Here is a 23,733-nt window from a genome sequence, read left to right on the forward strand (position 1 = left end):
TTAGCTCAGCTTCCGACCTTGGGTGCGGCCGTGGTTTCCGGTTGCGGCCACCGGATGGCGAATCCGTTGGTGTAACGCAGGTCGGCATAGGCGAAACCGCCTTGCCGGCCGGCAACGAGTTGCGGGTAGACATCGAGGAAGCGCGCGAGGCGGCGGTCGGCTTGCTCGCGATCGCCGATCACGATCTCGGCGCCGCTGTCGGTGGTGACGCTCCAGCTGCCACGTTCGCTCAGGCTGACTCCCACGATGGACAGGCCGGTGCGTCCTTCGAAGGACTTGCGCGCCTGCGCATAGAAACTCACCACTTCCGCCAGGCGCGAATCGGGGCCGCGCAAGCGCGGGAGGTCACCCATCTGGTCGGCACCCGGCGCGTCGAAGACGAGGCCCTGACGACTGATCAGGCGGTCCTCGTTCCAGCGGGCGAATGGCTGGCGCTCGTAGATGCGGACCAGCAACGTATCAGGCCAGCGCTTGCGCACCTCCACGGACTCCACCCAGGGCAGCGCGCCGATCGCATGGCGCACGTCCTCGAGGTCCGTGGCGAAGAATCCCTTGCCCAGTCGCGGCAGCACGGCGCTGCGGATCTGCTCCGCGCTGACGTGCGCGAACTCCGCCTCGACCTTGAGCTGCGTCACCGGCCAACGGCCGGCGGCGAACCAACCCTGCATCACGCCGACCACGGGCAACACCACCAGCGTGATGGCGATACCCCAGGCGACGATCCGCGTGGCGGCGGCTCCCTTCATGCCTTCGCGCCCTCCCGTTGCATCGAGGTCTCGAGGATCCGCCAGCACAGGGCGGCATAGTCCAGGCCCGCGGCGGCCGCGGCCTTGGGCACGAGCGAATGCGAGGTCATGCCCGGCGCGGTATTCACTTCGAGGAGCCAGTTCTTGCCGTGACGGTCGCGCATCACGTCGACGCGCCCCCAGCCCACGCAGTCGAGCGCGTCGAATGCCTGCAGCGCGAGGGCGCGCATGGCTTCCTCCTCGGCGCCGGACAGACCCGGCACGATGTACTGCGTGTCCTCGGCGATGTACTTGGCGTTGTAGTCGTAGTACTCGCCCTTGGGCACGATCTTGATCGTCGGCAGCACTTCGCGGCCGAGGATGCCGACGGTGAACTCGCCACCTTCGTTCGCGTCGCCCTCGATGAGCGTCTCCATCAGCATGTCGCCCGGATACCGGCGCGCCAGTTCAACGGCGGCGTCGAGGCCGGATTCATCGAACACGCGCGTCACACCGACGCTGGAACCTTCCCACGCCGGCTTCACGATCAGCGGGAAACCGATCTCGCGTGCGGCGGCGTGCACGTCGGCACCACGCGGCAACGCCTTGAACTTCGGCGTCGGCAGGCCGAGGGCGATCCACACCTGCTTGGCCCGCACCTTGTCCAGCGACAGCGCCGAGCCCAGCACGCCCGAACCCGTGTAAGGCACCCCGAGCGACTGCAGGGCACCCTGCAGCTCCCCGTTCTCGCCCCCGGCACCATGCAGAATGTTGAACACGCGCGCGAAATGGCCCGCGCGTACGGCGTCGAGCAGCGCGGGAATACCGTCGATCGGATGGGCGTCCACGCCACTGGAACGCAGGGCTTCGAGCACGCCGCGACCGGAGTCGAGCGAAACCTCGCGCTCGGCCGAGTTGCCGCCCATCACGACGGCGACGCGGCCGAATCCGGCGGCATCGGTGACAGTGCTGGGGAAGCGGGTACTGCTCATCACTTACGAGTCCTCAGGTTGCCGGCATTGGCCAGCTCGATGGCCGCCGCGCCGATGTCGCCGGCGCCAAGCAGCATGATCAGATCGCCGTCCCGCACCAGGGCGGGCAGCGTGTCGCGCAGGTCGCGCGGATGGTCGACCAGCACAGGGTCGGTCTTTCCACGCGCACGGATCGCCCGGGCAAGGGCGCGTCCATCCGCGCCGGGAATGGGAGACTCGCCAGCCGGGTACACCTCGGTCAGCACGAGCACGTCCACTTCGGCCAGCACCTTGGCGAAATCATCCAGGAGGTCGCGCGTGCGGCTGTAGCGATGCGGCTGGAAGGCCACCACGAGACGACGATCCGGCCAGCCGCCACGTGCGGCGGCGAACACGGCGGCCAGCTCGCGCGGATGGTGGCCATAGTCGTCCACGAGGAGCGCACTGCCGGAATCCAGCGCGATCTCGCCACGACGGTGGAAGCGGCGGCCAACGCCTTCGAAACGGGCAAACGCATGCGCGATCGCTTCCGCGTCCACGCCCAGCTGCCAGCCCACCGCCGCGGCGGCAAGCGCGTTCTGCACGTTGTGCCGGCCCGGCAGGTTCAACGTCACCGGTAGCGTGCCGGCCATGCCGGGCAGGTGCAGGTCGAAGTGCATCTCGAAGCCCACCTGGCGGACGTTGCTCGCCGTCACGTCCGCACCCGGCTTGTCGATACCGTAGGTGAGCACACGGCGCGAGGTGTCCTCGGCCAGCTTCGCGGTTTCCTCGTCGTCGATGCACAGCACGGCCATGCCGTAGAACGGCAGGCGGTGGAGGAAATCGCCGAAGGCCTTCTTCACCTGGCCGAAATCGCCGTTGTAGTTCTCGAGGTGGTCGGCGTCGATGTTGGTCACGACCGCGATCACCGGGGAAAGCATCAGGAACGAGCCGTCGGACTCGTCGGCCTCGGCCACGAGGTACTGTCCCGTGCCCAGGCGTGCGTTCGCGCCAGCGGCATTGAGCTGCCCGCCGATGACGAAGGTGGGATCGTAATCGGCCTCGGCGAGCACGCTCGCCACGAGGCTCGTGGTGGTGGTCTTGCCATGCGTGCCGGCGATGGCGATGCCGCGGCGGAAGCGCATCAGTTCGCCGAGCATTTCCGCACGGGGCACGACCGGGATGCGCGCGGCCCGGGCGGCGACGAGTTCCGCGTTGTCCTGGCGGATCGCGCTGGAGGTGACGATCACATCGGCGCCGTCCACGTTCGAGGCTTCGTGGCCGATGTGCACCTCGACGCCCAGCTTGGCAAGACGCTCCGTGGTCGGCGAGTGCGCGCGGTCGGAACCGGACACGCTGTAACCGAGATTGCACAGCACCTCGGCGATGCCGCTCATGCCGACGCCGCCCACGCCGATGAAGTGGACACGGCGGAACGAGGTCATGAAATCTTCGTGGGCACGCAAGCGACTGGGCGTCATGCGGAAACCTCCATGCAATGACGGGCAATCGTTGCTGCTGCGTCGGGCTTGGCCAGCGTGCGGGACGCATTGGCGGCGGAAAGGATCTTCTGGCGATCCAGCATCATGTCGAACAGGAGTACGGCGAGCGCCTCGTGGGCGCCGGGCAGGTTCAGCGTGGCGTCGGGCACCAGCCGCGCACCGCCCACGTCGACCATGGCTCGCGCATTCGCCGTCTGATGGTCGTCCACGGCATGCGGGAACGGCACCAGCAAGGCTTCGATACCCACGGCGCAGAGTTCGGCCACGGTCAGCGCGCCGGCGCGGCAGACCACGATATCGGCCCACTCGTAGGCGCCGGCCATGTCTTCGATGAAGGGCACGATGGTGGCGGCCACGCCAGCCTCGGTGTACGCGTCGCGCGCTTCGTCGAGGCCACGCTCACCGGTCTGGTGGACCACTTCCGGTTCGGCGTTGTCGAGGCTGGCGTTGCCACGCATGTGCGCGAGCGCCTTGGGGATCACCAGGTTGAGCGTGCGCGCGCCGAGGCTCCCGCCCAGCACGAGCATCCGCACGCGCCCCGTGCGGCCAGCCATGCGCTCGCTCGGCGGCGGCAGCGCCGCGATCCGCGCGCGCACCGGATTGCCCACCCACTCGCCGTTCGGCAACACGTTCGGGAAACCCGTGAGGACCTTCCTGGCGAACGAGGCGAGCTTGCGGTTGGTGAATCCGGCGACGGCGTTCTGTTCGTGCACGACCAGCGGAATCCCCGCGATCCGCGCGGCGACGCCGGCCGGTCCGGCCACATACCCGCCCATCGAGAGGACGCAGCGCGGGCGCAGCTTGCGCAGAAGCTTCAGCGAGGCGAACAACGCACGGGCGAGCATCAGCGGCGCGAGGACACGTGTCTTCAAGCCCTTGCCACGCAGCCCGCCGACCGCGACGGTATGCAGGTCCAGGCCATGCGCGGGAACCACGCGCGTCTCCATGCCGCCCTCGGCACCGAGCCAGGCCACCGGAACCCCGAGCGAACGCAATTCGTCGGCGACGGCAAGGCCGGGGAAGATGTGGCCACCGGTACCGCCGGCCATGATCAGCACGGGGGCGTTCATGCCATGCCTCCTGCCGCCGCGGCGGAATCGGGCACGGCGTTCGCGGGGAGGCGCACTGCTGTCTGGCGCGCGTCTTCGGCGCGGTTGATCTCGAAGGTGGCGCGCAGCAGCACGCCGACCATCGCGCAGGTCATCAGAACGGACGAGCCGCCCGAACTGATCAGCGGCAAGGTGAGGCCCTTGGTCGGAAGCACGCCCAGATTCACGCCGATCGACACCATCGCCTGGAAGCCGATCATCAGCGAGATGCCGTAGGCCACGTAGCCGGAGAAGCGATGACCGAGCTCGACGCCCTTGAGTCCCATGTAGAGACCGCGGCCGACCAGCACGATGTAGAGCAGGATGACCACCATGATCCCGGCCAGGCCAAGTTCCTCCGCCAGCACCGCGAGGATGAAGTCGGTATGCGCCTCGGGCAGGTAGAACAGCTTCTGCACGCTCGACCCCAGGCCCACGCCCGTCCATTCGCCGCGACCCACGGCGATCAGCGCCTGGGTCAGCTGGAACCCGTCATTGAACGGGTCTTTCCATGGATCGAGGAAGGACGTGAGGCGCTTGATGCGGTAGTCCTCGGCCGTGGCCGCATAGATCAGGGCGGGCACCAGCGGCGTGGCGAGCACCAAGAGGTTGCGCATGCGCGCACCGGCCAGCCAGACCATGCCGACGGTGGTGGCCACCACCAGCGCCGCCGAACCAAAGTCGGGCTGGGCAAGCAGCAACAACACGATGAAACCGGCGACGCCCACCGGCTTCACCACGCCGAACAGTTCGTACTCCACGCCTTCGCGATGGCGCACGAGGTAGCTCGACAGATAGGCGACGAGGATCAGCTTCACTGCCTCGACCGGCTGGAAACTGGTGACCAGCAGGTTCACCCAGCGCCGCGCACCGTTGATGCGCATGCCGAACACCGGCAGGAACACCATCAGCAGCATGATGATGCCCACCAGCAGGAGCAGGAAGCTGTGCTTCTCCAGCGTCTTCAGTTCCGTACGCATCGCCGCCGCGGCGAGGCAGCCGCCGAGGAACAGGAAGACGAGGTGGCGCTTCAGGTAATAGAACGCACCCTGGTGCGAGCCATCGGCCACGGCGATCGAGCTGGAGGTGACCATCACCACGCCCAGGGCGGCCAAGGCGAGCGCGGCCACGAGCAACGGGAGGTCGAAGCTCCCCCGCGGGCCCTGACGGCGTTTCGCCTGCTTGTTACCGAAGCCGAACATGCTTTTCTCAGCGCACCTTCAAGGTTGCAAGACCGATGAGCACCAGCACCACGCTGATGATCCAGAAACGAACGATGACCCGTGGCTCCGGCCAGCCCTTCAGTTCGAAGTGATGGTGGATCGGCGCCATGCGGAAGATGCGCTTGCCACGCAGCTTGAAGCTGCCGACCTGGAGCATCACCGAAGCGGTTTCCAGCACGAACACGCCACCCATCACCAGCAGCACGATCTCCTGGCGGACGATGAGCGCGACGCAGCCGAGCGCGGCACCGATCGCCAGCGCGCCCACATCGCCCATGAATACCTGCGCCGGATACGTGTTGAACCAGAGGAAGCCGAGCCCGGCACCGGCCAGCGCGCTGCAGAAGATCGCCAGTTCGCCGGCCCCGGGAATCGCCGGAATGCCGAGATACTCGGAAAACAGCTTGTTGCCGGCGAGGTAGGCGAAGATCCCCAGCGCGCCGGACACCAGGACACTAGGCATGATCGCCAGGCCGTCCAGTCCATCGGTGAGGTTCACCGCGTTGGAGAAGCCGACGATGATGAAATAGCCGACCACCACGAAGAACACGCCGAGCGGGATGGCGACCTGCTTGAACAAGGGCACGTAGAGCGCGGTCTCGGCCGGAAGCTGGTGGGTCTGGTAGAGGAATACCGCGGCGCCGAGACCGAACACCGACTGCCAGAAATACTTCCAGCGGCTGGCGAGGCCACGGCTGTCCTTGAGCACCAGCTTGCGGTAGTCGTCGTAGAAACCGATCGCACCGAACAACAGGGTCACCGCCAGCACCACCCACACGTAGCGGTTGCCGAGGTCGGCCCACAGCAGCGTGGCGATGCCGACCGCGAACAGGATGAGCAGGCCACCCATGGTCGGCGTGCCTGCCTTGGCCAGATGGGTTTGCGGACCGTCGCTGCGCACGACCTGACCCGCCTTCAGCGCGGCGAGCTTGCGGATGAGCGCAGGCCCGAGCAGCAGCGAGACAGCCAGCGCCGTGAGCGCGGCCATGATCGCGCGGAAGGTGATGTACTGGAACAGATGCAGCGACGTGAAGTGCCGAGCCATCCATTCCGCCAGTTCAAGCAGCATGGGATGCTCCTTCAGCGTATTTCTTCATTGCCGCCGCGACCCGGTCCATGCCGGAGGAACGCGACCCCTTCACGAGGCAGGTCACCCCCTCGTGGATCTGCGCGCAGGCGGCCTCGATCAGTGCCTCCTGCGTCGCGAAATGCTGCGCCCCCGGACCGAAGGCCTCTACCGCCGCCACGCTCCTGGCCCCCGTGGCGAGCAGGCGTTCGATGCCGCGGGCATGCGCGAGTCGACCGACCCCGGCGTGCAGGTTCAACGCATCCGGCCCCAGTTCGGCCATGTCGCCGAGGATCAGCCAGCGTTCGCCGCGCGCCAGGGCCAGCGTGTCGATCGCCGCGGCCGCCGAACCGGGATTCGCGTTGTAGCTGTCGTCGATCAGGGTCCAGCCACCGGGCATCGGTTCGAGTTCGAGGCGCCCGGGTACGTGTGGAACCTGCTCCAGGCCTTCCACTATGACGTCCACCGGCACGCCAAGCGCCGTGGCGATGGCCGCTGCGGCAAGCGCGTTCGCCACGTTATGGCGACCCGGCAACGGAAGATGCACATCGCCATCGCCATGCGGCGTCGACAGCACGAAGTGCGTGCCGTCGATGCGCTCTTCGACGATGTCCGCGCCGATGTCCGCGCGGTGGTCCAGCGCATAACGCAGGATGGTGCGCGATCCGGCCAGGTTGGCGAAGAAGCCGGCGAAGCGCTCGTCGTCCGCATTGACGATGGCGACCCCGTCGGCGGGCAGTGACCGGTATAGCGCGCCCTTGGTTTCGGCGACGCCTTCGATCGTGCCCATGCGCTCAAGATGCGCGGGCGCGATGGAATTGACGAGGCCGATATCGGGCCGCGCGATGGCGGCGAGGTAATCGATGTCGCCCGGCTTGCCGGCACCCATTTCCAGCACCGCGTAGCGGGTGTCTTCCGGCATCGCCAGCAAGGTCAGCGGCATGCCGATCTCGTTGTTGAAGTTGCCGGCGTTGACATGGGTGCGGCCATGGCGCGACAGGATCGACGCGGTGAGCGTCTTCACCGTGGTCTTGCCGTTGGAACCGGTGATGCCGACCACGCGCACGTCGCGCTGCGCGCGTACGGCGCTGGCCAGGTCGCCCAACGCGGCCTGGGTGTCGTCGACGATCACCTGCGGAATCGGCGCGTCGACCGGACGCGTGACCAGCGCGGCGACGGCACCGCGCTCCGCCGCCGCGGTGACGAAGTCGTGCCCGTCGACGCGCTCGCCCGGCAAGGCCACGAACAGGTCGCCCGGCCGGAGGGTACGGGTATCGATGGAAAAGCCGCTGACCTCGGCATCGGCGCCTTGCAGGCGGCCGCGGGTCCAGAGGGCGACGGCGGACAGGCGCATCATGCGCGGACTCCCTTCTTGCTCGTCTCCATCGCCTCGCGGGCGACGGCCAGGTCGTCGAAGGGACGCTTGCCCTCCGGACCTTCCTGATAGGTTTCGTGACCCTTGCCGGCGATCAGCACGACGTCGTCGGCCTTCGCGTCAGCCAGTGCCAGGGCGATGGCCTGTGCGCGGTCGCGCTCGACCATGACCGTGTCGGGATGGACGAAGCCGGCCACGATCTGCGCCACGATGGCGTGACCGTCCTCGCTGCGCGGATTGTCGTCGGTCACGATCACCACGTCGGCGAGCCGTTCGGCGATGCCCGCCATGATCGGCCGCTTGCCCTGGTCGCGATCGCCACCGGCGCCGAACACGCAGATCAGCTTGCCCTTCGTGTGCGAGCGAAGGGCGAGCAGCGCCTGCTTCAACGCGTCGGGCGTATGCGAGTAATCCACCACGACCAGCGGCTTGCGGCCGTCGCCGCCGAGGCGGCTCATCCGGCCGTTCACCGGCTGCAGCGCCTCGAGCGCCGCGTGGATGCGGTCGAAGGGCTCGCCCAGCGCGCCCAGCACGGCGGCGACCGAAAGCAGGTTGGCGACGTTGAAGCGCCCGAGCAACGCGCTGCGCACGGTGCGCATGCCCCACGGGGTATTGAGGTTGAACGACAGGCCCTTCGCCGAGGTGACGATGATGTCCGCGCGGATCTCGGCGTCCTTTTCCGTGCTGTCACCCGCCATCGAGACCCGCAGCTTGGCGATGCCTTCGCCAAGGCCCTTGGCCAGTTTCGCGCCGAACGGGTCATCCACGTTGATGACCGCGCTGCGCAGCCCTTCGAAAGCGAACAGCTTGGCCTTCGCCGCGCCGTACGCTTCCATCGTGCCGTGGTAGTCGAGATGGTCGCGGGTGAGGTTGGTGAACACGGCCACGTCGAAAGCGATGGCGTTCACGCGGCCCTGCTCCAGTGCGTGCGAGGACACTTCCATCGCGACGTGCGTGGCGCCGGCATCGCGGAACTCGCCGAGAAGCGCCTGCATGCGGATCGCGTCCGGCGTGGTTCGCTCACCCTCGGCGATCGCGCCGTGCAGGCCCGCGCCCAGTGTACCGATCGTGGCCGGCTTGCGGCCGAGGAATGCCAGCGCCTGTGCGATCAGCTGGACGGTGGAGGTCTTGCCGTTGGTGCCCGTCACGCCGATGACATCGAGCGCGCGGGACGGATCGCCGTAGTAGCGCGCGGCGATGGGGCCAGCCTTCTCGCGCAGCTTATCGACGGTAATGACCGGGACACCCGCGTCCGTGGCGTCGAACGGAGGCTCGGCGAGAATCGCCACCGCACCCTGCCCGACCGCCCTGGCTGCGAACTCGATGCCATGGCCTTTCGTCCCGCGCAACGCGACGAAGGCGTTGCCGCGGACGATCTCGCGGGAATCCAGCGCGAGGCCTGAAACGTCGATGTCGCCGGCGCTGGAAGCGTCGGCGAAGCCGTCGAGCAAGTCGGTGAGGCGCATGGTCACGGCACCACCTCTTCGGCGGCGCTTTCGTCCGCCTGCGGCGGTTGCGCGTTGGTGGTGCCGATCAGCCCACCCTGGCTCGGGCCGCCCGCGTACCAGCGACCGACGTTGTCCGGCGGGATGTCGAGCAGGCGCACGGCGCCTTCCATCACCTGGGCAAAGGCCGGACCGGCCACGGAACCACCGTAGTAGTGCCCGCCCTTCGGATCGTTGATGACGACGACGGTCACCAGGCGCGGCGCGCTCGCCGGGATCATGCCGACGAACAGCGAAATGTAGTTGTTGGCGTAGTAGCCGCCCGCGGAATTCTTGTGCGAGGTGCCGGTCTTGCCCGCGACGCTGTAGTTGGCGACGGAGGCGAAACCGTAACCGGTGCCGCCCGGTGCCATCACCGTCTCGAGCATGCGCACGAGGTTGTGCGCCACGTCGGGCGTGACGATCTGGTTCGGCGGGTTGTCCGCGCCCTTGATGAAGCTCGGCGAACGCAGCGCACCGCCATTGGCGATGGCCGCATAGCCCGTGGCCAGTTGCAACGGGGTGACATTGAGGTTGTAGCCGTAGGCCAGGCGCGACTTCTCGATCGGCTTCCAGGTACGACCCACTGGCAGGTAACCCGCCGCTTCGCCGGGGAAACCGCTGCCGGTGCTGTTGCCGAGCCCGAATGACTTATAGACGCCGTAGAGGAAATCGGTGTCCAGCGTCATCGCGATCTTGGCCGCGCCGACGTTGGACGACTTCGTGATCACGCCCGTGGGCGTCAGCGTGCCCCAGTTGTGCGTGTCGCGCACCGGATGGCCGCCCATCATCCAGGTGCCGGGCGAGGTCTCGATCAGCGGCGCGGTCGGCGTGTACTTGCCGCTGGTGAGCGCCGCGGCCATGGTGAAGGCCTTCATCGTCGAACCCGGCTCGACCACGTCCGTGACGGCGCGGTTGCGCCGTTCCGACGGCGTGCTGCCGCGCACCGCGTTCGGATTGAACGAAGGCAGGTTGGCCATGCCGAGCACTTCGCCCGTGTGCACGTCCATCACGACGATGGAGCCGGACTCGGCCTTGTTCTTCTCGAGCGCATCTTTCAATGCGCTATAGGCGAGGTACTGGATGCGACGATCGATCGACAAGGTGAGGTCGCGGCCGGGCTGCGGCTCGCGCACCAGTTCCACGTCCTCGACGACGTGGCCCATGCGGTCGCGGATGACGCGCTTCGCACCCGGTTTTCCGGCCAACCACTCGTCGAACGCCAGTTCCAGGCCTTCCTGGCCGTGGTCGTCGATGTTGGTGAAGCCGAGGATATGGCTGTTCACCGCGCCCGACGGATAGTAACGGCGGTATTCGCGCTGCGAGGCGATGCCCGGGATTTTCAGGTCCACGATCGCCTGCGCATCCTCCGGACGCAGCTGGCGCGCGATGTACATGAACTCCTTGTCCGCCCGCTGCACGATCTTCTGCTTCAGGTCGTCGGCGTCGACATGCAGCGCCTTGGCCAACTCCGGGATGCGGTCCTCGTTCTCGAGGACTTCCGGCGGATTCGCCCAGATCGAAGCCACGGGCGTGGATACCGCCAGGGGTTCGCCATTGCGATCGAAGATGGTGCCGCGCGACACCGCGATAGGCATCTCTCGCAGGAATCGGGCATCGCCCTGGTCCTGGTAGAACTGCTTGCGTACCACCTGCAGGTCGAATGCGCGCACCACCAGGCCCGAGACGGCCACGCAGAGCAGCGCGACGATGACCGTCATTCGCTTGCGCGGGCTCGGGCCCTGGCCGCGGCGGCGGCTCGGCACGACGGGCCTGCCATAACGGGCCTTCATCGACGCACCAACTGGATGTCCTGCGGTTTCGGCGTGAACATGCCGAGCTTGCCGCGGGCGTCAGCATCGATGCGGCTGGGTTCGGCGTAGGTCGCCTGTTCCAGTTCGAGACGGCCGTATTCGACGCCGAGGTCGTCCTTCTGGCTTTGCAGCCGCGAGAGCTCGACGAACAGCACGCGGCTCTCATGGCGCGTCCATACCACGCCGATCGCGCTGGCGATGACCGCCAGCAGCAGGATCGAGAGGCAGGCGGCGCCGAAGGCCTTCATGCGAGTTTCTCCGCGATGCGTAGCACGGCGGAGCGCGAACGCGGGTTCGCGGACACTTCGGCGTCCGAGGGGAAGATGGCCTTGCCGACGGGCTTCAGGCGGGCCGTCTTCGCCGCGACCGGCGGGCCGCGACGGCTGCCCTGCACACGCCCCTCGTGGCCACGGATGAACTGCTTCACCGTACGGTCTTCCAACGAGTGGAAACTGATAACGGCGAGGCGGCCGCCCACGTTGAGCAGTTCGAGCGCGGCCTCGAGGCCACGCTCGACGGATTCGAGTTCGGCGTTCACGCGGATACGCAGCGCCTGGAACGTCCGCGTGGCGGGATTCTTGCCGGGCTCGCGGCGGCCGACGCAGCGCGCGACCAGTTCGGCAAGTTCACCGGTACGTGTGATGGGGGCGCTGGCACGGCGCTCGACGATCGCCTTGGCGATGCGGCGGCTGAAGCGTTCCTCACCGAAGGTCCACAGGACCTGGGCGATCTCGGCCTCGTCGGCGTCGGCGAGAAACTCCGCCGCGCTGACGCCACGCGTGGTGTCCATGCGCATATCCAGCGGTGCGTCGGCCATGAAGCTGAAACCGCGGCTGGCGTCGTCGAGTTGCGGCGAAGACACGCCCAGGTCGAGGAGGATGCCGTCGAGACCGCCTTCCAGGGCGGACCAGTCACCCATCGTGGCGAAGTTGTCGTGGCGCAAGGACACACGAGGATCGGTGGCGAGACCGGCTTCGGCCACGGCGATGGCGGCCGGATCGCGATCCATGAGGAAGAGCCTGCCGGCGTCGGAGAGACGGGCGAGGATCGCCCGGGCGTGACCGCCGCGGCCGAAAGTCCCGTCCAGATAACGCCCGTTCTCGCGCAAGGCGAGTCCCTCCAGCACTTCGTCGAGCATCACAGGGATGTGCACATCGCGCCCCGCCATTGCCACATCCCGCTCCCGTTCCACCAAAAAACCTCGAAAGTTAGTTCGTCGTCACAACCGCAACTCCGCCATGTCGTCGCTGATGTCGTCCTCGCCGATCGTCTGGCGGATCTTCGCGAGGTGGGCTTGTTCGCTCCAAAGCTCGAACTTCTTGCCCATGCCGAGCAGCACGGCTTTTTTTTCTATGCCTGCCGCCGACCGTTGACTGGAAGGAAGGAGGATGCGGGCGGCTCCGTCGGGCTCGACGATGGCCGCGGCACCCACCAGCTTCATCTGCAACGCCCGGTGGACGGCCTTCACGCTGGGCAGCGCATTGACCTGGTCACGCACCTGCTCCCACTCCGCGTACGGAAAGATCCAGAGGCAGCCGGTCTCGAACGGGTTGTAGGTAACGACCAGACGATTCGCGCAGGCGTCGGCCACCAGATCCCGATACGACATCGGAATCGTCAGACGACCCTTGTCGTCGACCGTGATGGCTGTCTCGCCTTGAAACATCTTCGTTGGCCGCCCCACCAAATCCCACGATTTGACACTGGAGCCCACGATAGTCTCGGGTCCTGAGACTGTCAAGGAATTTTTTCTTGTGAATCAAGGAGAAAGCTCACGTTCATGCCAATTTCCAGCCGTTTCTGAGGAAGGGGCGGAAGGTGGTTGAATCGGTGAGGTTTTTTGTGACAGACCTCGCTGTTCCCGTCGCCGCCAAAGGACGCAAAACCGACCGCGACTGAACTCCACGTTCATCCACGATGGCTTCCCAGCGGTGGCTGCCACCGTGGTAGGGCCGCCCTGGTGGTAGCCGACCCTGTCGGCGATGGGTGCTTGCCACAACCTGGCCCGCTGCCGCGGGATCGCCGACAAGGTCGGCTCCCACCGTTAGTGGCGGCTCCCACAGTTAAACGGGGGTTCCATAAGCCGCGTCTATCCCTGGAAACACCGCGGCGCCGTCTGCAAGGACGGCGCCGCGGTGCCTGGAAGAAAAAGGAGTCGGCCTGTAAGCCGGGTTCTGTGCGTCTTGCGACGTGACAGTCATTCTTCTCGGCCTGGCGTCACCGCCAGGCTCCAGCAACCTACCCGGGAACGACGCGGGCCGCGTCATGGTTCCCTTATTTGGTCTTGCTCCGGGTGGGGTTTACCGTGCCGTGCGGCGTTAGCCCCGCACGCGGTGCGCTCTTACCGCACCCTTTCACCCTTACCTGATCCCCTTGCGGGGCCATCGGCGGTCTGCTCTCTGTTGCACTGGCCGTCAGCTCACGCTGCCCAGGAGTTACCTGGCACCCTGCCCTATGGAGCCCGGACTTTCCTCGATACGCCCGAAGGCGCGACGCGACTGTCCGGCCGACTCCATCTCCAATGATACGGCAGAAGCGGCGCCTCCACGTAGAATGATCCGCCCATCCAGCGGATCCCCCGATGTCCCCACCACGCCCCGGCACGCTTCATGTCGTCGCCACGCCGATCGGCCATCGCGACGACATCGGCGCCCGCGCCATCGAAACGCTGCGCCGGGTGAAGGTCATCGCGGCGGAGGACACGCGGCACACGCGCCCGTTGCTCCAGCACCTGGGCATCGACACCCCCCTGGTCGCGCTGCATGACCACAACGAGCGCACGGCGGTAGACGGCCTCGTCGAGCGCATGCGCGGCGGCGACGACATCGCCCTGGTCTCGGATGCGGGCACGCCACTGATCAGCGACCCCGGCTTCCGGTTCGTCCGCGCCGCCCGGGCGGCGGGGCTGAAGGTCAGTCCGGTTCCGGGGCCGAGCGCGGTCGTCGCGGCGCTTTCCGTCGCAGGACTGCCCAGCGACCGCTTCGTCTTCGAAGGCTTCCTCGCCGCCAAGTCCGGAGCCCGCCGTGCGCGGCTGAGCGAGTTGGCTGGCGAAACGCGCACCATGATTTTCTACGAATCCTCGCACCGCATCCTCGAATCGCTACAGGACATGCGCGACGTCTTCGGCCCCGGTCGCGAGGCGGTCGTCGCGCGCGAACTCACCAAGATGTTCGAAACCGTGCTCGACGGCCCGCTTGCCGACCTGGTCGACCGCGTGGCCGCCGATCCGAACCAGCAGCGCGGGGAGTTCGTCGTGATGGTTGCCGGCCGTGAAGCCAGTGAGGACGAACGGCTGGCCGAGGGACTTCGCGTATTCGCGATCCTCAAGGACGAACTGCCGCCTGCGAAGGCGGCGAAACTGGCTGCCGCGATCACCGGCGCCCCGCGCAAGGCGCTTTACGGGGCGTGATCGTCAGCCGGACCATCGCCGACAGGGTCGGCTTCCAGCGGCCCGGATCGGCGCAAGCAAGGGCCGGCTCACAGCGGCCTCGCGAAGCGATGGGCTATGATCCGGTCGTTTCGGCGCCGGAGGGCGTCTTCGTGCAGTCAAGGAATCCGTTGCGATGCGATCGATCCGCGCCACCACCCTCGTCCTCCTGCTTTCCGCCGGCCTCGCCGGCTGCGTGACCCAGGGCGGGGTCCAGCACGGTGCCGCACCTTCGGGTGAGGCCACCCAGGCGGCGCAGGCGCTCTACATCAAGGGCCAGTTCGACCAGGCCGCGCAGGCATACCTCGCCCTGGCCGCGCAGGACAGCGACCATCGCGATTACTACAAGCTGCTCGCGGCAGAGTCTTACCGGCAGGAAGGAGCCCTGGACCGCGCGGCTCCCATCGTCGCCGACACCCGCCGTTCCCGCCTCGAAGGCGAGGATGCCTTACGCCTCGACGCGTTGCGCGCCGAAGTCGCCCTGAAGAACAACGACGCGAAGACCGCGCTCTCCCTCACCGGAAAGCCGTCGTCGCGCGTATCGCCGCAGATCGACCAGCGCCTCGCCGAACTGCGCGCCCGCGCCCAGGCCGCCGCCGGCGATCCGTGGAGCGCCGCGCAGACCCGGATCGAACTGGACGGCCAGTTGCGCGGCATCGACCGCGAGCAGAACCGCAAGGAAATCCTCGCCCAGCTCACGGGCCTCGGTGCGCAAGCACTGGCCGAACGCGGTGGCGCCCTTCCGGCGAACGATCCAATGAAACCCTGGGTAACGGAAGCCCAGGCCCAACTGGGCAGCGTGAGCCGCTCGCCCGCGGTGCTCGACCAGGCCGTCGGCACGGTCACCGGCGACAAGGGCGTCCGCGAGGGATACAAGGTGCCGACCAAGGTCGCGCTGCTGCTGCCCCTGTCCGGCCCGCTGGCCGGCGCCGGCGCCGCCATCCGCGACGGGTTCTTCACCAACTACATCGAGGCGGCCCACAACGACGCGCAGCGCCCGGAAGTGGCCGTCTACGATTCCGGTAACGACGCCCAGCACGCGGTCGCCGCTTACGACAAAGCCGTGGCCGAAGGCGCCCGCTTCATCGTCGGCCCACTCAACCGCGACGGCGTGTCGGCGATCTTCGCCAAGGGCGCCCTGCCCGCGCCGATGCTCACGTTGAACTACCCCAACGACAACAAGAACCTGCCGCCCGCGGGCGCCAACGAGTTCGGCTTGCTCCCGGAAACCGAGGGTGCGCAGGTGGCCGACCACATGGCCGACCGGGGCATGCGCACGGCCACGGTGATCGTATCCACCGACGATTTCGCCCGCCGTGCGGGCAACGCGTTCAAGGCCGAATGGCAAGCGCGCGGCGGCACGCTGGCCAGCCAGGTCACGCTCGATTCGGCGAGCATCGACTTCGCCTCGCAACTCTCCGAGCCGGTGGGCCAGGACCCCGCCACCAGCGGCGTCTTCATCAGCATGAAACCGCAGCAGGCACGTCTCCTGCTGCCCCAGCTGCGTCTGGCGAAGAACACGCTGCCGGTCTTCGCCACGTCGCACGTCTACGCGGGTGGCGACGACGCGACCGCGGACCGCGACCTCGAAGGCGTGGAATTCTGCGACGCGCCCTGGTTGTTCGACGCGCAGCCGGGCCTGCCGCGTCGCACCGACCTCAACAACGCGCTGCCGGCGACCAAGGGCGTGACGGCACGGTTGTTCGCCTTCGGCATGGACGCATGGGGCCTGGTGCCCTACATCGACTGGATGCGCGGCCATCCGGGCAGCTACCTGCCCGGCGCGACCGGCCAGTTGGTCGCGGACGAATTCGGCCGCGTGCGCCGCGTACTCATCTGGGCGCGCTTCGCCGACGGCGTGGCACGCCCCGTCGCGGGTAGCCTCGAACTCGAAGCGCCGGCCACGGCTCCCGACGTCGAAAGCGGCGGGGGCTGATTCCCGCCGGCGCGAACAGGGAGTTCGCGTGACGGAAACCAAGAAGACCACCCCGCGCCGCGCCACCGGCGACCGTTTCGAAGGCGCGGCCCGGTCATTTCTCGAAGAACGAGGATTGCGCCTCGTCCGCGCCAACTTCCTCTGCCGGCATGGCGAGATCGACCTCGTGATGCGCGACGGTGAAACCGTGGTGTTCGTCGAGGTGCGCTACCGGTGCAATGGTGCCTTCGGTGGCGCACTGGGATCGGTGACGGCAGCCAAGCGGCGCAAGCTGGTGAGTGCTGCCCACCTGTGGATCGCGTGGCATCCGCGCGACGCGCGCCGTCCTTGCCGGTTCGACGTGTTGGCCTTCGAGGGCGATCGCATGGAGTGGGTGCGGGGCGCTTTCGATGCGTGAATCGCCGACAGGGTCGGCTCCCACCCGAAGGGGGCGCCGCAGAGGCAACTCCACGGCTTGGCTCGGAGCCAATGGGGGGCCGACCCTGTCGGCGATAGCGGCCGATCAGGCCGCCGCCAGGAAATCCTCGCGGCGCATCGTCGCCAGCTCCGCCACCGTGTCGATCGTGATATCCGGCGGCGTCTCTTCCAGTTCCTTGCCCGCGGCAGCCGCGTAGTGGCCCTGTTTCACGAACACCGTGGTGACCTTGTCGCCAAGCAGCTTCTTCAACGCCACGAGGATGCGCGGCTTGTCGTCCACCATCACGTAGTGGTCCGCCGGATAACGCCGGCGCATGTCGTCGAGCATGTCTTCCTTGTGCACGTAGATCAGCACGTCCCCCTGGAACGCATCCCACAGGCCCGCGCGGCGAATTTTTCGCGGCTGGAACACGGTGTCGCCGTCGGACATGATCACCGGCCGGCCGATGGTGCGCAGATGCTGGATGGCCTCCGGCACGCCGGGAAAGCGGCGTTCCTCGAAGGGGTAATCGAGCAGGAAGAACGACATGGCCATGAACTCGGGGCTGCTGGCCTGTCCGCGCAGGCGCTGCAACGCGCCGAGGTAGTCGGCGTAACCGACCTGGCTGCGGATGTCCTTGTCGATGGCTTCGTAGCGGGCGCGGCCTTCGGCGCCGAAATCGCGCTCCAGCCGGGCGCGGAGGTCCGCACTGAAACGATCGTTGTCGATCAGGGTGTTGTCGACGTCGAACAGGAAAACGATGGGGTCGTGGGTGGACACGATGGATCCTTGGCGCGGGTACGTGACCGCATATATGGGGTTGGACATTCTGATTCGAAGAGGCGAGCCCTTCTTGGCACGGCCTGCCTTCGCAGCGCGGGCGCGTCGCGCTAGGCGCGCTTGGGCGGAACCAGCGACAGACGCTTGCTGCCCGTGGTCCTCGGCGCCAGCAAGCGCTCGATCTCGTCCGGCGGCAGCGGACGGGAATACAGGAAACCCTGCCCTTCCTGGCAGCCGGCGCGGAGCAGGAATTCGTGCTGGCCTTCGGTCTCGATGCCTTCGGCGATCGTGTGCAGATCGAGGCTGCGCGCGATCGCCACCATCGCTTCGGTGATCGCGACGTCGTTCGCGTTCATCGGCAACCCGGTGACAAAGGAGCGGTCGATCTTGAGGTAGGCCACCGCCGGCAGCTTCAGATAGGCCAGGGACGAGTAGCCGGTGCCGAAATCGTCGATGGCCACGGCGACGCCAAGATTGTGCAAGGCGAGCATGGCGCGCTCGGTATCCTCACCCAGGCGCAGGATGGCGCTTTCGGTCAGTTCGACGAGCAGGCGCTTCGGCGGGATGCCGATCTCCTGCAATGCCTGGCAGACGCCTTGCAGGAAATCCGGGTGGCCGAACGAGCCCGCCGATACGTTGACCGCCATGCGCAACGGCGGCAGGCGCGCCTCGTCCCACTGCAGCAACTGGCGGCAGGCCGTTTCGAGTACCCACTGGTCGATCTGCCGGATCAGGCCAAGGCTTTCCGCGATCGGGATGAACTCGTCCGGCGCGACGTTGCCGCGTTCCGGGTGACGCCAGCGGATCAGGGCCTCGACGGCCACGATGCGCCCGCTCTTCATCTCGATGCTGGGCTGGTAAACGAGATAGAACTCGTTGCGAATCAGCGCCTGGCGCAGTTCCGAGGCGAGCTTGAGGCGGCGCCGCGCGTCCGCGTGCATCTTCGGCGTATAGAAACGCAGCGCGTTGCGCTCTTCGGTCTTGGCCACATACATGGCGGCGTCGGCGTTGGCGATCAGGGTGACCGCGTCGTTGCCATCGAGCGGATAACCCGCGATACCGATGCTGGCGCTGACATAGAGTTCGTAGTCGCCCAGGTCGAAGGGACGCGCCAGTGCGGCGAGCATCGTCTCCGCCACCACCAGCGCTTCCTCGCGCGAGCGCAGGTCGGCGAGCAGTACGGTGAATTCATCGCCACCGATGCGGCCCGCCACGTCGTGTGGCGAGAGCTGGGCGCGGATACGCTCGGCCACGCGCATCAGCAGGGCGTCGCCCGTGGCGTGGCTGTAGCTGTCGTTCACCACCTTGAAAGCATCGAGATCGACGAACAACACCGCCACCGCGCCGCGCTCGTGCGCGGCACGGGTGATCGCCTCGGCGCAACGGCGCTCGAATTCCGAGCGGGTGACCAGCCCGGTGAGCGGATCGTGCGTGGCCAGGTGTTGCAGGCGCTGCCGATCGGCCTTGCGCGCGGTGATGTCCGACACCACCGCCACGTAGTGCTGCGGGCGCCCGTCGCGGTCCCGGATGGTGCTGATGCTCATCAGTTCCGGATAGGTGCTGCCGTCCGCGCGGCGGCTTTCCACTTCGCCCACCCAGTTGTCGCCCGCCGCGATGTCATCCCACAACGACTGTGGCAACGGACGGCCATCCGGAAGCGTCCGCGTGATGTCGAAGCGGGTACGGCGCAGCGCCTGCACCGGAAACCCGGTGAGCTTCGTATGCGCCGCGTTGGCGGTGGTCACCCTGCGGTCGGCGTCCGCGATGATCACGCCTTCCGCGATGCTGGCCAGCGCCTCGGAAGCGATCTTGCGCTCCTGTTCCATGGCCACGCGGTCCGAAATGTCGCGCACGATGGCCTGCGAGACCTGTCGGGCACCCCAGACCACGAGGCTGCTCTGCGTCTCCACGGGCCGCAAGCTGCCATCGGGATTGCGCAGGCTGCCCACGCCGGTATGCGGAGAACCGTCCACGAACAAGGCGGCAAGCTCCATCCCGCTCAGTTCTTCGCGCGAGCAGCCCAGCCACGACGCGGCGCGGCGGTTGGCGTCGAGGATGCGCCCGGTTTCCTCGTCGACCATGAAAATAGCGTCCGCCGCGCTATCGAAGAGGAGGCTGTAACGCTCCTCCGTACCGCGAATCCCAGCCAGGATCCGCCCGGCCATGCGCAACCAAAGCGACGAGGCCAGTGCCGCGACGCCGAGCACCGTGAAGAAGAGCACACGGCCCAGCCACGACGCACCGTTGGCGATGTACAGGGAGAAGGCCTTGGCTCGGGGTTCGATGTAATCGTTCAGCTTGGCGATCCGCGACCGCTCCAGGACAATGTCGGATGCCTGCAACGTACCGGCACCGTAGCCCTTCTCGAGGCGGTCGGCGGTGTCCTCGAGGTCGGCGAGGCTGCCGTCCACGGAGCGCCACTCCGACACAGCCTCACGCACGTAAGGCATGCCGTCGAAATACTGGAAAATAAAGACCATTCCGGGGATGGCTTCGGGGATCACCCCGCCCCTGGCGAAGGCGTCGTTGACGTCCGCGTGGGAGAAGTCGCCGCTGGCGATCGCATCGCGCGCCCAGCGATCGGACATGAGCACGGCGTAATTCCGCCGGAACCCGGCCAGGTCGGCCGGGCGACCATGGGCCGCATAGGCGTCCAGGTCGATGACCGACTGCTTCTGCGCCTTGGACCAGAGACTCTCGCCGTTGAGGAAACCGGCGAGGGTCACCTGGGTCTGGAGCGCGACCCACGTCAGGGTGAGGATGAGGCCGACGACCGCCACCAAGGCATAGGCCAGCGGCCTGAGACGCCTGGACAGAAGCTGCTGGTGACTGGCCTCGAGGCGGCGCATCGGATCCCCTTGTTCCTCAACCGGACATGATAGTGCTCCACATGACGCCCAACTTGCGAGTTACGCCGCCGCCTCGTTCCACTTGCGGATCGAGCCGACAGCGTCCAAGCAACGGTCCAGCGTGATGCTCATGCAGACATAACTACGGCGAACACACTCTCTAATGTGCTCGACCTGGTCCACAGGGGGGTTGCTTCCCAGCAGCGTGCAGACGATTTCCAGCGCCTCCCACGGATGAGTATCGTCATAGGCGGCGTGAAGCTGAAGCCAGCGAAGCCCGGCTTTACGGCCGGAAATCGGCAAGCTTTCGGCATAAGCCTTGCTTTCGTAGACGAGCTGCGACCAATCACCGGTCGCCCCCTCGACGGCGTAGTTGGTCGCGGCGATGCCCGCGGCCAGCGAGTCGTTACGGGACACCTCCTCGCACCAGTCGGCCAGGGCCTGGGAGCCCTTCGGCGGCTCGGCTCCCAGTACGTCCTCACGCGGCACCCCCGCGCTCTCGGCCCAGTTCAGCCAGTACTCGGCGTGGTTCTGCTCCACCCGGATGTTGCGGACCAGCCAGCGCCGGGCGAGGTCGTCGCCAGGGCTGCGGCCATAACGGGTCTTCAACAGGCTGTGCGACATGTAGCCCGGGAAGCGCTCGATCACCGGCCAGACGCCGACCATGAAGTTACGGGTGGTCTGCGGGTCGAGGGTGGCGGCGCACATGGCCGTCCACATCTCATGGCTGACTATCCCCCGCCGGGCGTCCTCGCAGGACGACACCATGTCCTGTGCCCAGAGCGGATAGCTGGCGATCTCGGTCTGCGAGCCGGTCAGTTCGAAACGTGCGTTCATATAGATCTCCCTAAAGATCTGCTGCCAATGAAGGTCGGGCGGGCCCGGGCGACCCGCGGCCCGCCCCGATACCGGCCTCGTTGCGAAGCCGGACGATCATTAGGGCACATCCCCCCGGCTGCTTTGTGGGGGGCTGGAGTTGGCCTTGCGCCTAGTCCATCGGTCATGGACACAAGTGCCACGGCGAGGACTATGGTGGGCGCCCCACCAGCAAGGACCCTTCCATGGCCACCATCCACCGGATCCTCGCCGCCTCGATCGCCTGCGGCCTCGCTTCCACCGGCGCGCTCGCCGCCGGCCAGCCCTCGGGCATCGATCTCAAGGGCATCGACCGCTCGGTGCAGCCCGGCGACGACTTCGACGGATACGCCAATGGCAACTGGAAGAAGACCGTGGTCATCCCGGCCGACCGGGCCAGCACCGGCGTTTTCCTGGAGGTGTTCCAGAAGGCCGAGAAGCGCAATGCCGACCTGATCAAGGCCGCCGGCGACGGCAAGGCGGCCGCGGGCAGCAACGAGCGTCTCATCGCCGACTACTACAAGGCCTATATGGACGAGGCGGCCATCGAGAAGGCGGGCCTCAAGCCGCTCGAACCGGCCCTGGCCCGGATCGACGCGATCAAGGACAAGACCGAGCTCTCCGCGGCGCTCGGCGCGCAGCTCCGCGCCGATGTCGATCCGATCAATGCGACCAACCTCGACACCGAACACCTGCTAGGCCTGTTCGTCGCCCAGGGCCTCGAAGACCCCTCGAAGAACATGCCTTACCTGTTGCAGGGCGGCCTGGGCATGCCCAACCGCGATTACTACCTGAAGAACGACAAGGACATGGTCGAGACGCGCGAGAAATACGCAGCGTACGTCCAGGCCCTGCTCGCCCAGGCGGGCACTTCCGACGCCGCGGGCAAGGCGAAGGCCATCGTCGGCCTGGAAACGAAGATCGCCCAGGCCCAGCTCTCCATCGTCGAGAGCGAAGACATCCACAAGGCGAACAACCCGTGGCCGCGCACGAGCTTCGCGAGCAAGGCGCCCGGCATCGACTGGAACGCATGGTTCAAGGCCGCGGGCCTCGACGACCAGCCCACCTTCATCGTCTGGCAACCGGCCACCGTGACGAAGTTCGCCGCCCTGGTCGCAAGCGAGCCACTGGATACATGGAAGGCCTGGTTGCGCTTCCACACCATCAACGAGAATGCATCGGGACTGCTACCGAAGACCTACGACGACCTCGCCTTCGGTTTCTACGGGAAGACGCTGTCCGGGACGCCGAAGCAGCGCGACCGCTGGAAGCGCGGCGTCAGCCGCGTGAACACCGACCTCGGCGATGCCGTGGGCCAGATCTACGTGAAGGAGTACTTCCCGGCATCCTCGCGTGCGGAAGTGCAGGACATGGTGAAGAACATCCTGAAGGCGTTCGACGCACGCGTCGACACGATCGAGTGGATGTCCGCCGCCACGAAACAGAAGGCCAAGGCCAAGATCGCCACCATCAAGGTCGGCGTCGGCTATCCCGACACCTGGCGCGACTACGCGAAGCTGGAAGTCCGTCCCGACGACGCGCTCGGCAACCATGCCCGCGCCGAACTCGCCGAGTACCATCACCAGGTCGCCAAGCTGGGCAAGCCGGTGGACCGCGACGAATGGTGGATGACGCCGCAGACCGTCAACGCTGTGAACCTGCCGCTGCAGAACGCGCTGAACTTCCCTGCCGCGATCCTCGAGGCGCCCTTCTTCGATCCGAAGGCCGATGCGGCGTCCAACTACGGGTCCATCGGCGCGGTGATCGGGCACGAGATCAGCCACAGCTTCGACAACACCGGTGCGGAGTTCGATGCCCAGGGCCGGCTCGCCAACTGGTGGACCGCCGCCGACGAGAAGCACTTCAAGGAAGCCGGACAGCGCCTGGTCGAGCAGTTCAACCAGTACGAGCCGCTGCCGGGCCTGCACATCAACGGCCAGCAGACCCTGGGCGAAAACATCGCGGACGTGTCCGGCCTGGCGATCGCCTACGCCGCGTACAAGGAGAGCCTTGGTGGCAAGCCCGCGCCGGTGATCGACGGCCTGACCGGCGACCAGCGCTTCTTCCTCGCCTTCGCGCAGTCCTGGCGCACCAAGACCCGCGACGCGGCGTTGCGCCAGCAGGTCATCGGCGACGGCCATGCGCCGGGTGAATTCCGCGCGCAGACGGTGCGCAACCTCGATCCCTGGTATGACGCCTTCCAGCCGAAGCCCGGCCAGAAGCTCTACCTGGATCCGAAGCAGCGGGTGAGGATCTGGTGAC

At 67.1% G+C, this 23,733-nt stretch carries 19 protein-coding genes and 1 other RNA gene; 4 read left to right on the top strand and 16 right to left on the bottom strand.

Translation table 11 applies throughout. From position 1 onward, the window contains the following. Window positions 1-5: 5 nt before the first annotated feature. From J2T07_RS14710 to rnpB, 13 genes are all read right to left on the bottom strand, one after another. Window positions 6-746 (bottom strand): cell division protein FtsQ/DivIB, encoded by a 741-nt coding sequence (locus J2T07_RS14710; protein ID WP_306850865.1) that lies wholly within the window; start codon window positions 744-746, stop codon window positions 6-8. Beyond that, complete coding sequence (locus tag J2T07_RS14715) at window positions 743-1,717, bottom strand: D-alanine--D-alanine ligase (protein WP_306850866.1); 975 nt, start codon at window positions 1,715-1,717, stop codon at window positions 743-745. The genes J2T07_RS14710 and J2T07_RS14715 overlap by 4 nt, the downstream gene beginning before the upstream one ends. Further along, a complete protein-coding gene (gene murC, locus J2T07_RS14720) occupies window positions 1,717-3,156 on the bottom strand; it encodes a UDP-N-acetylmuramate--L-alanine ligase (RefSeq protein ID WP_306850867.1) in 1,440 nt (479 codons plus the stop codon). Before murC ends, J2T07_RS14715 begins: the two co-directional genes overlap by 1 nt. After that, the gene (murG, locus tag J2T07_RS14725) at window positions 3,153-4,247 is read right to left on the bottom strand and encodes an undecaprenyldiphospho-muramoylpentapeptide beta-N-acetylglucosaminyltransferase (RefSeq protein WP_306850868.1); all 1,095 of its coding nucleotides are present in this window, start codon (window positions 4,245-4,247) and stop codon (window positions 3,153-3,155) included. The genes murC and murG overlap by 4 nt, the downstream gene beginning before the upstream one ends. Next, window positions 4,244-5,467 (bottom strand): putative lipid II flippase FtsW, encoded by a 1,224-nt coding sequence (gene ftsW, locus J2T07_RS14730; protein WP_306850869.1) that lies wholly within the window; start codon window positions 5,465-5,467, stop codon window positions 4,244-4,246. The genes murG and ftsW overlap by 4 nt, the downstream gene beginning before the upstream one ends. 7 nt (window positions 5,468-5,474) lie before the next feature. Beyond that, on the bottom strand, window positions 5,475-6,557 hold the full coding sequence (mraY, locus tag J2T07_RS14735) for a phospho-N-acetylmuramoyl-pentapeptide-transferase (protein ID WP_306850870.1): 1,083 nt from the start codon (window positions 6,555-6,557) through the stop codon (window positions 5,475-5,477). Continuing rightward, window positions 6,547-7,911, bottom strand: coding sequence for a UDP-N-acetylmuramoyl-tripeptide--D-alanyl-D-alanine ligase (locus tag J2T07_RS14740; RefSeq protein ID WP_306850871.1), 1,365 nt, complete (start codon window positions 7,909-7,911; stop codon window positions 6,547-6,549). Before J2T07_RS14740 ends, mraY begins: the two co-directional genes overlap by 11 nt. Beyond that, window positions 7,908-9,395, bottom strand: coding sequence for a UDP-N-acetylmuramoyl-L-alanyl-D-glutamate--2,6-diaminopimelate ligase (locus J2T07_RS14745; protein ID WP_306851238.1), 1,488 nt, complete (start codon window positions 9,393-9,395; stop codon window positions 7,908-7,910). The genes J2T07_RS14740 and J2T07_RS14745 overlap by 4 nt, the downstream gene beginning before the upstream one ends. Window positions 9,396-9,397: 2 nt before the next feature. Then, window positions 9,398-11,206: a peptidoglycan D,D-transpeptidase FtsI family protein gene (locus J2T07_RS14750; RefSeq protein WP_306850872.1), complete on the bottom strand. Its 1,809-nt coding sequence runs from the start codon at window positions 11,204-11,206 to the stop codon at window positions 9,398-9,400. Then, complete coding sequence (gene ftsL, locus J2T07_RS14755; protein WP_306850873.1) at window positions 11,203-11,475, bottom strand: cell division protein FtsL; 273 nt, start codon at window positions 11,473-11,475, stop codon at window positions 11,203-11,205. Before ftsL ends, J2T07_RS14750 begins: the two co-directional genes overlap by 4 nt. After that, window positions 11,472-12,395 carry a 16S rRNA (cytosine(1402)-N(4))-methyltransferase RsmH gene (gene rsmH / locus J2T07_RS14760; protein WP_306850874.1) on the bottom strand — a complete coding sequence of 308 codons (924 nt, stop codon included), beginning with the start codon at window positions 12,393-12,395 and terminating at the stop codon, window positions 11,472-11,474. Before rsmH ends, ftsL begins: the two co-directional genes overlap by 4 nt. 51 nt (window positions 12,396-12,446) lie before the next feature. Next, entirely contained in the window at window positions 12,447-12,893 is a 447-nt protein-coding gene (mraZ, locus tag J2T07_RS14765; protein WP_306851241.1) for a division/cell wall cluster transcriptional repressor MraZ, read from the bottom strand. Between the two features lie 481 nt (window positions 12,894-13,374). Continuing rightward, window positions 13,375-13,741: RNase P RNA component class A (gene rnpB / locus J2T07_RS14770), an RNA gene on the bottom strand. Between the two features lie 67 nt (window positions 13,742-13,808). On the opposite strand from rnpB, the gene rsmI reads away from it, so the two are divergent. From rsmI to J2T07_RS14785, 3 genes are all read left to right on the top strand, one after another. Further along, window positions 13,809-14,636 (top strand): 16S rRNA (cytidine(1402)-2'-O)-methyltransferase, encoded by an 828-nt coding sequence (gene rsmI / locus J2T07_RS14775; RefSeq protein WP_306850875.1) that lies wholly within the window; start codon window positions 13,809-13,811, stop codon window positions 14,634-14,636. 154 nt (window positions 14,637-14,790) lie between these two features. Beyond that, window positions 14,791-16,590, top strand: a complete 1,800-nt coding sequence (locus J2T07_RS14780; protein WP_306850876.1) for a penicillin-binding protein activator — start codon at window positions 14,791-14,793, stop codon at window positions 16,588-16,590. A gap of 28 nt (window positions 16,591-16,618) precedes the next feature. Beyond that, on the top strand, window positions 16,619-16,987 hold the full coding sequence (locus J2T07_RS14785) for a YraN family protein (protein ID WP_306850877.1): 369 nt from the start codon (window positions 16,619-16,621) through the stop codon (window positions 16,985-16,987). A 105-nt stretch (window positions 16,988-17,092) separates the two neighbouring features. Here the strand turns inward: J2T07_RS14785 and J2T07_RS14790 are convergent, their stop codons facing one another. The 3 genes from J2T07_RS14790 to J2T07_RS14800 form a co-directional block, all read right to left on the bottom strand. After that, window positions 17,093-17,767 (bottom strand): HAD family hydrolase, encoded by a 675-nt coding sequence (locus tag J2T07_RS14790; protein WP_306850878.1) that lies wholly within the window; start codon window positions 17,765-17,767, stop codon window positions 17,093-17,095. Between the two features lie 110 nt (window positions 17,768-17,877). Continuing rightward, window positions 17,878-20,616 carry a putative bifunctional diguanylate cyclase/phosphodiesterase gene (locus tag J2T07_RS14795; RefSeq protein ID WP_306850879.1) on the bottom strand — a complete coding sequence of 913 codons (2,739 nt, stop codon included), beginning with the start codon at window positions 20,614-20,616 and terminating at the stop codon, window positions 17,878-17,880. A gap of 60 nt (window positions 20,617-20,676) precedes the next feature. Further along, complete coding sequence (locus J2T07_RS14800; RefSeq protein WP_306850880.1) at window positions 20,677-21,453, bottom strand: TenA family transcriptional regulator; 777 nt, start codon at window positions 21,451-21,453, stop codon at window positions 20,677-20,679. 224 nt (window positions 21,454-21,677) lie between these two features. On the opposite strand from J2T07_RS14800, the gene J2T07_RS14805 reads away from it, so the two are divergent. Next, on the top strand, window positions 21,678-23,732 hold the full coding sequence (locus J2T07_RS14805; protein WP_306850881.1) for a M13 family metallopeptidase: 2,055 nt from the start codon (window positions 21,678-21,680) through the stop codon (window positions 23,730-23,732). Window position 23,733: the final 1 nt, after the last annotated feature.

The sequence above is a fragment of the Luteibacter jiangsuensis genome, assembly GCF_030812295.1.
GTDB classification, from domain to species: Bacteria; Pseudomonadota; Gammaproteobacteria; order Xanthomonadales; family Rhodanobacteraceae; genus Luteibacter; species Luteibacter jiangsuensis_A.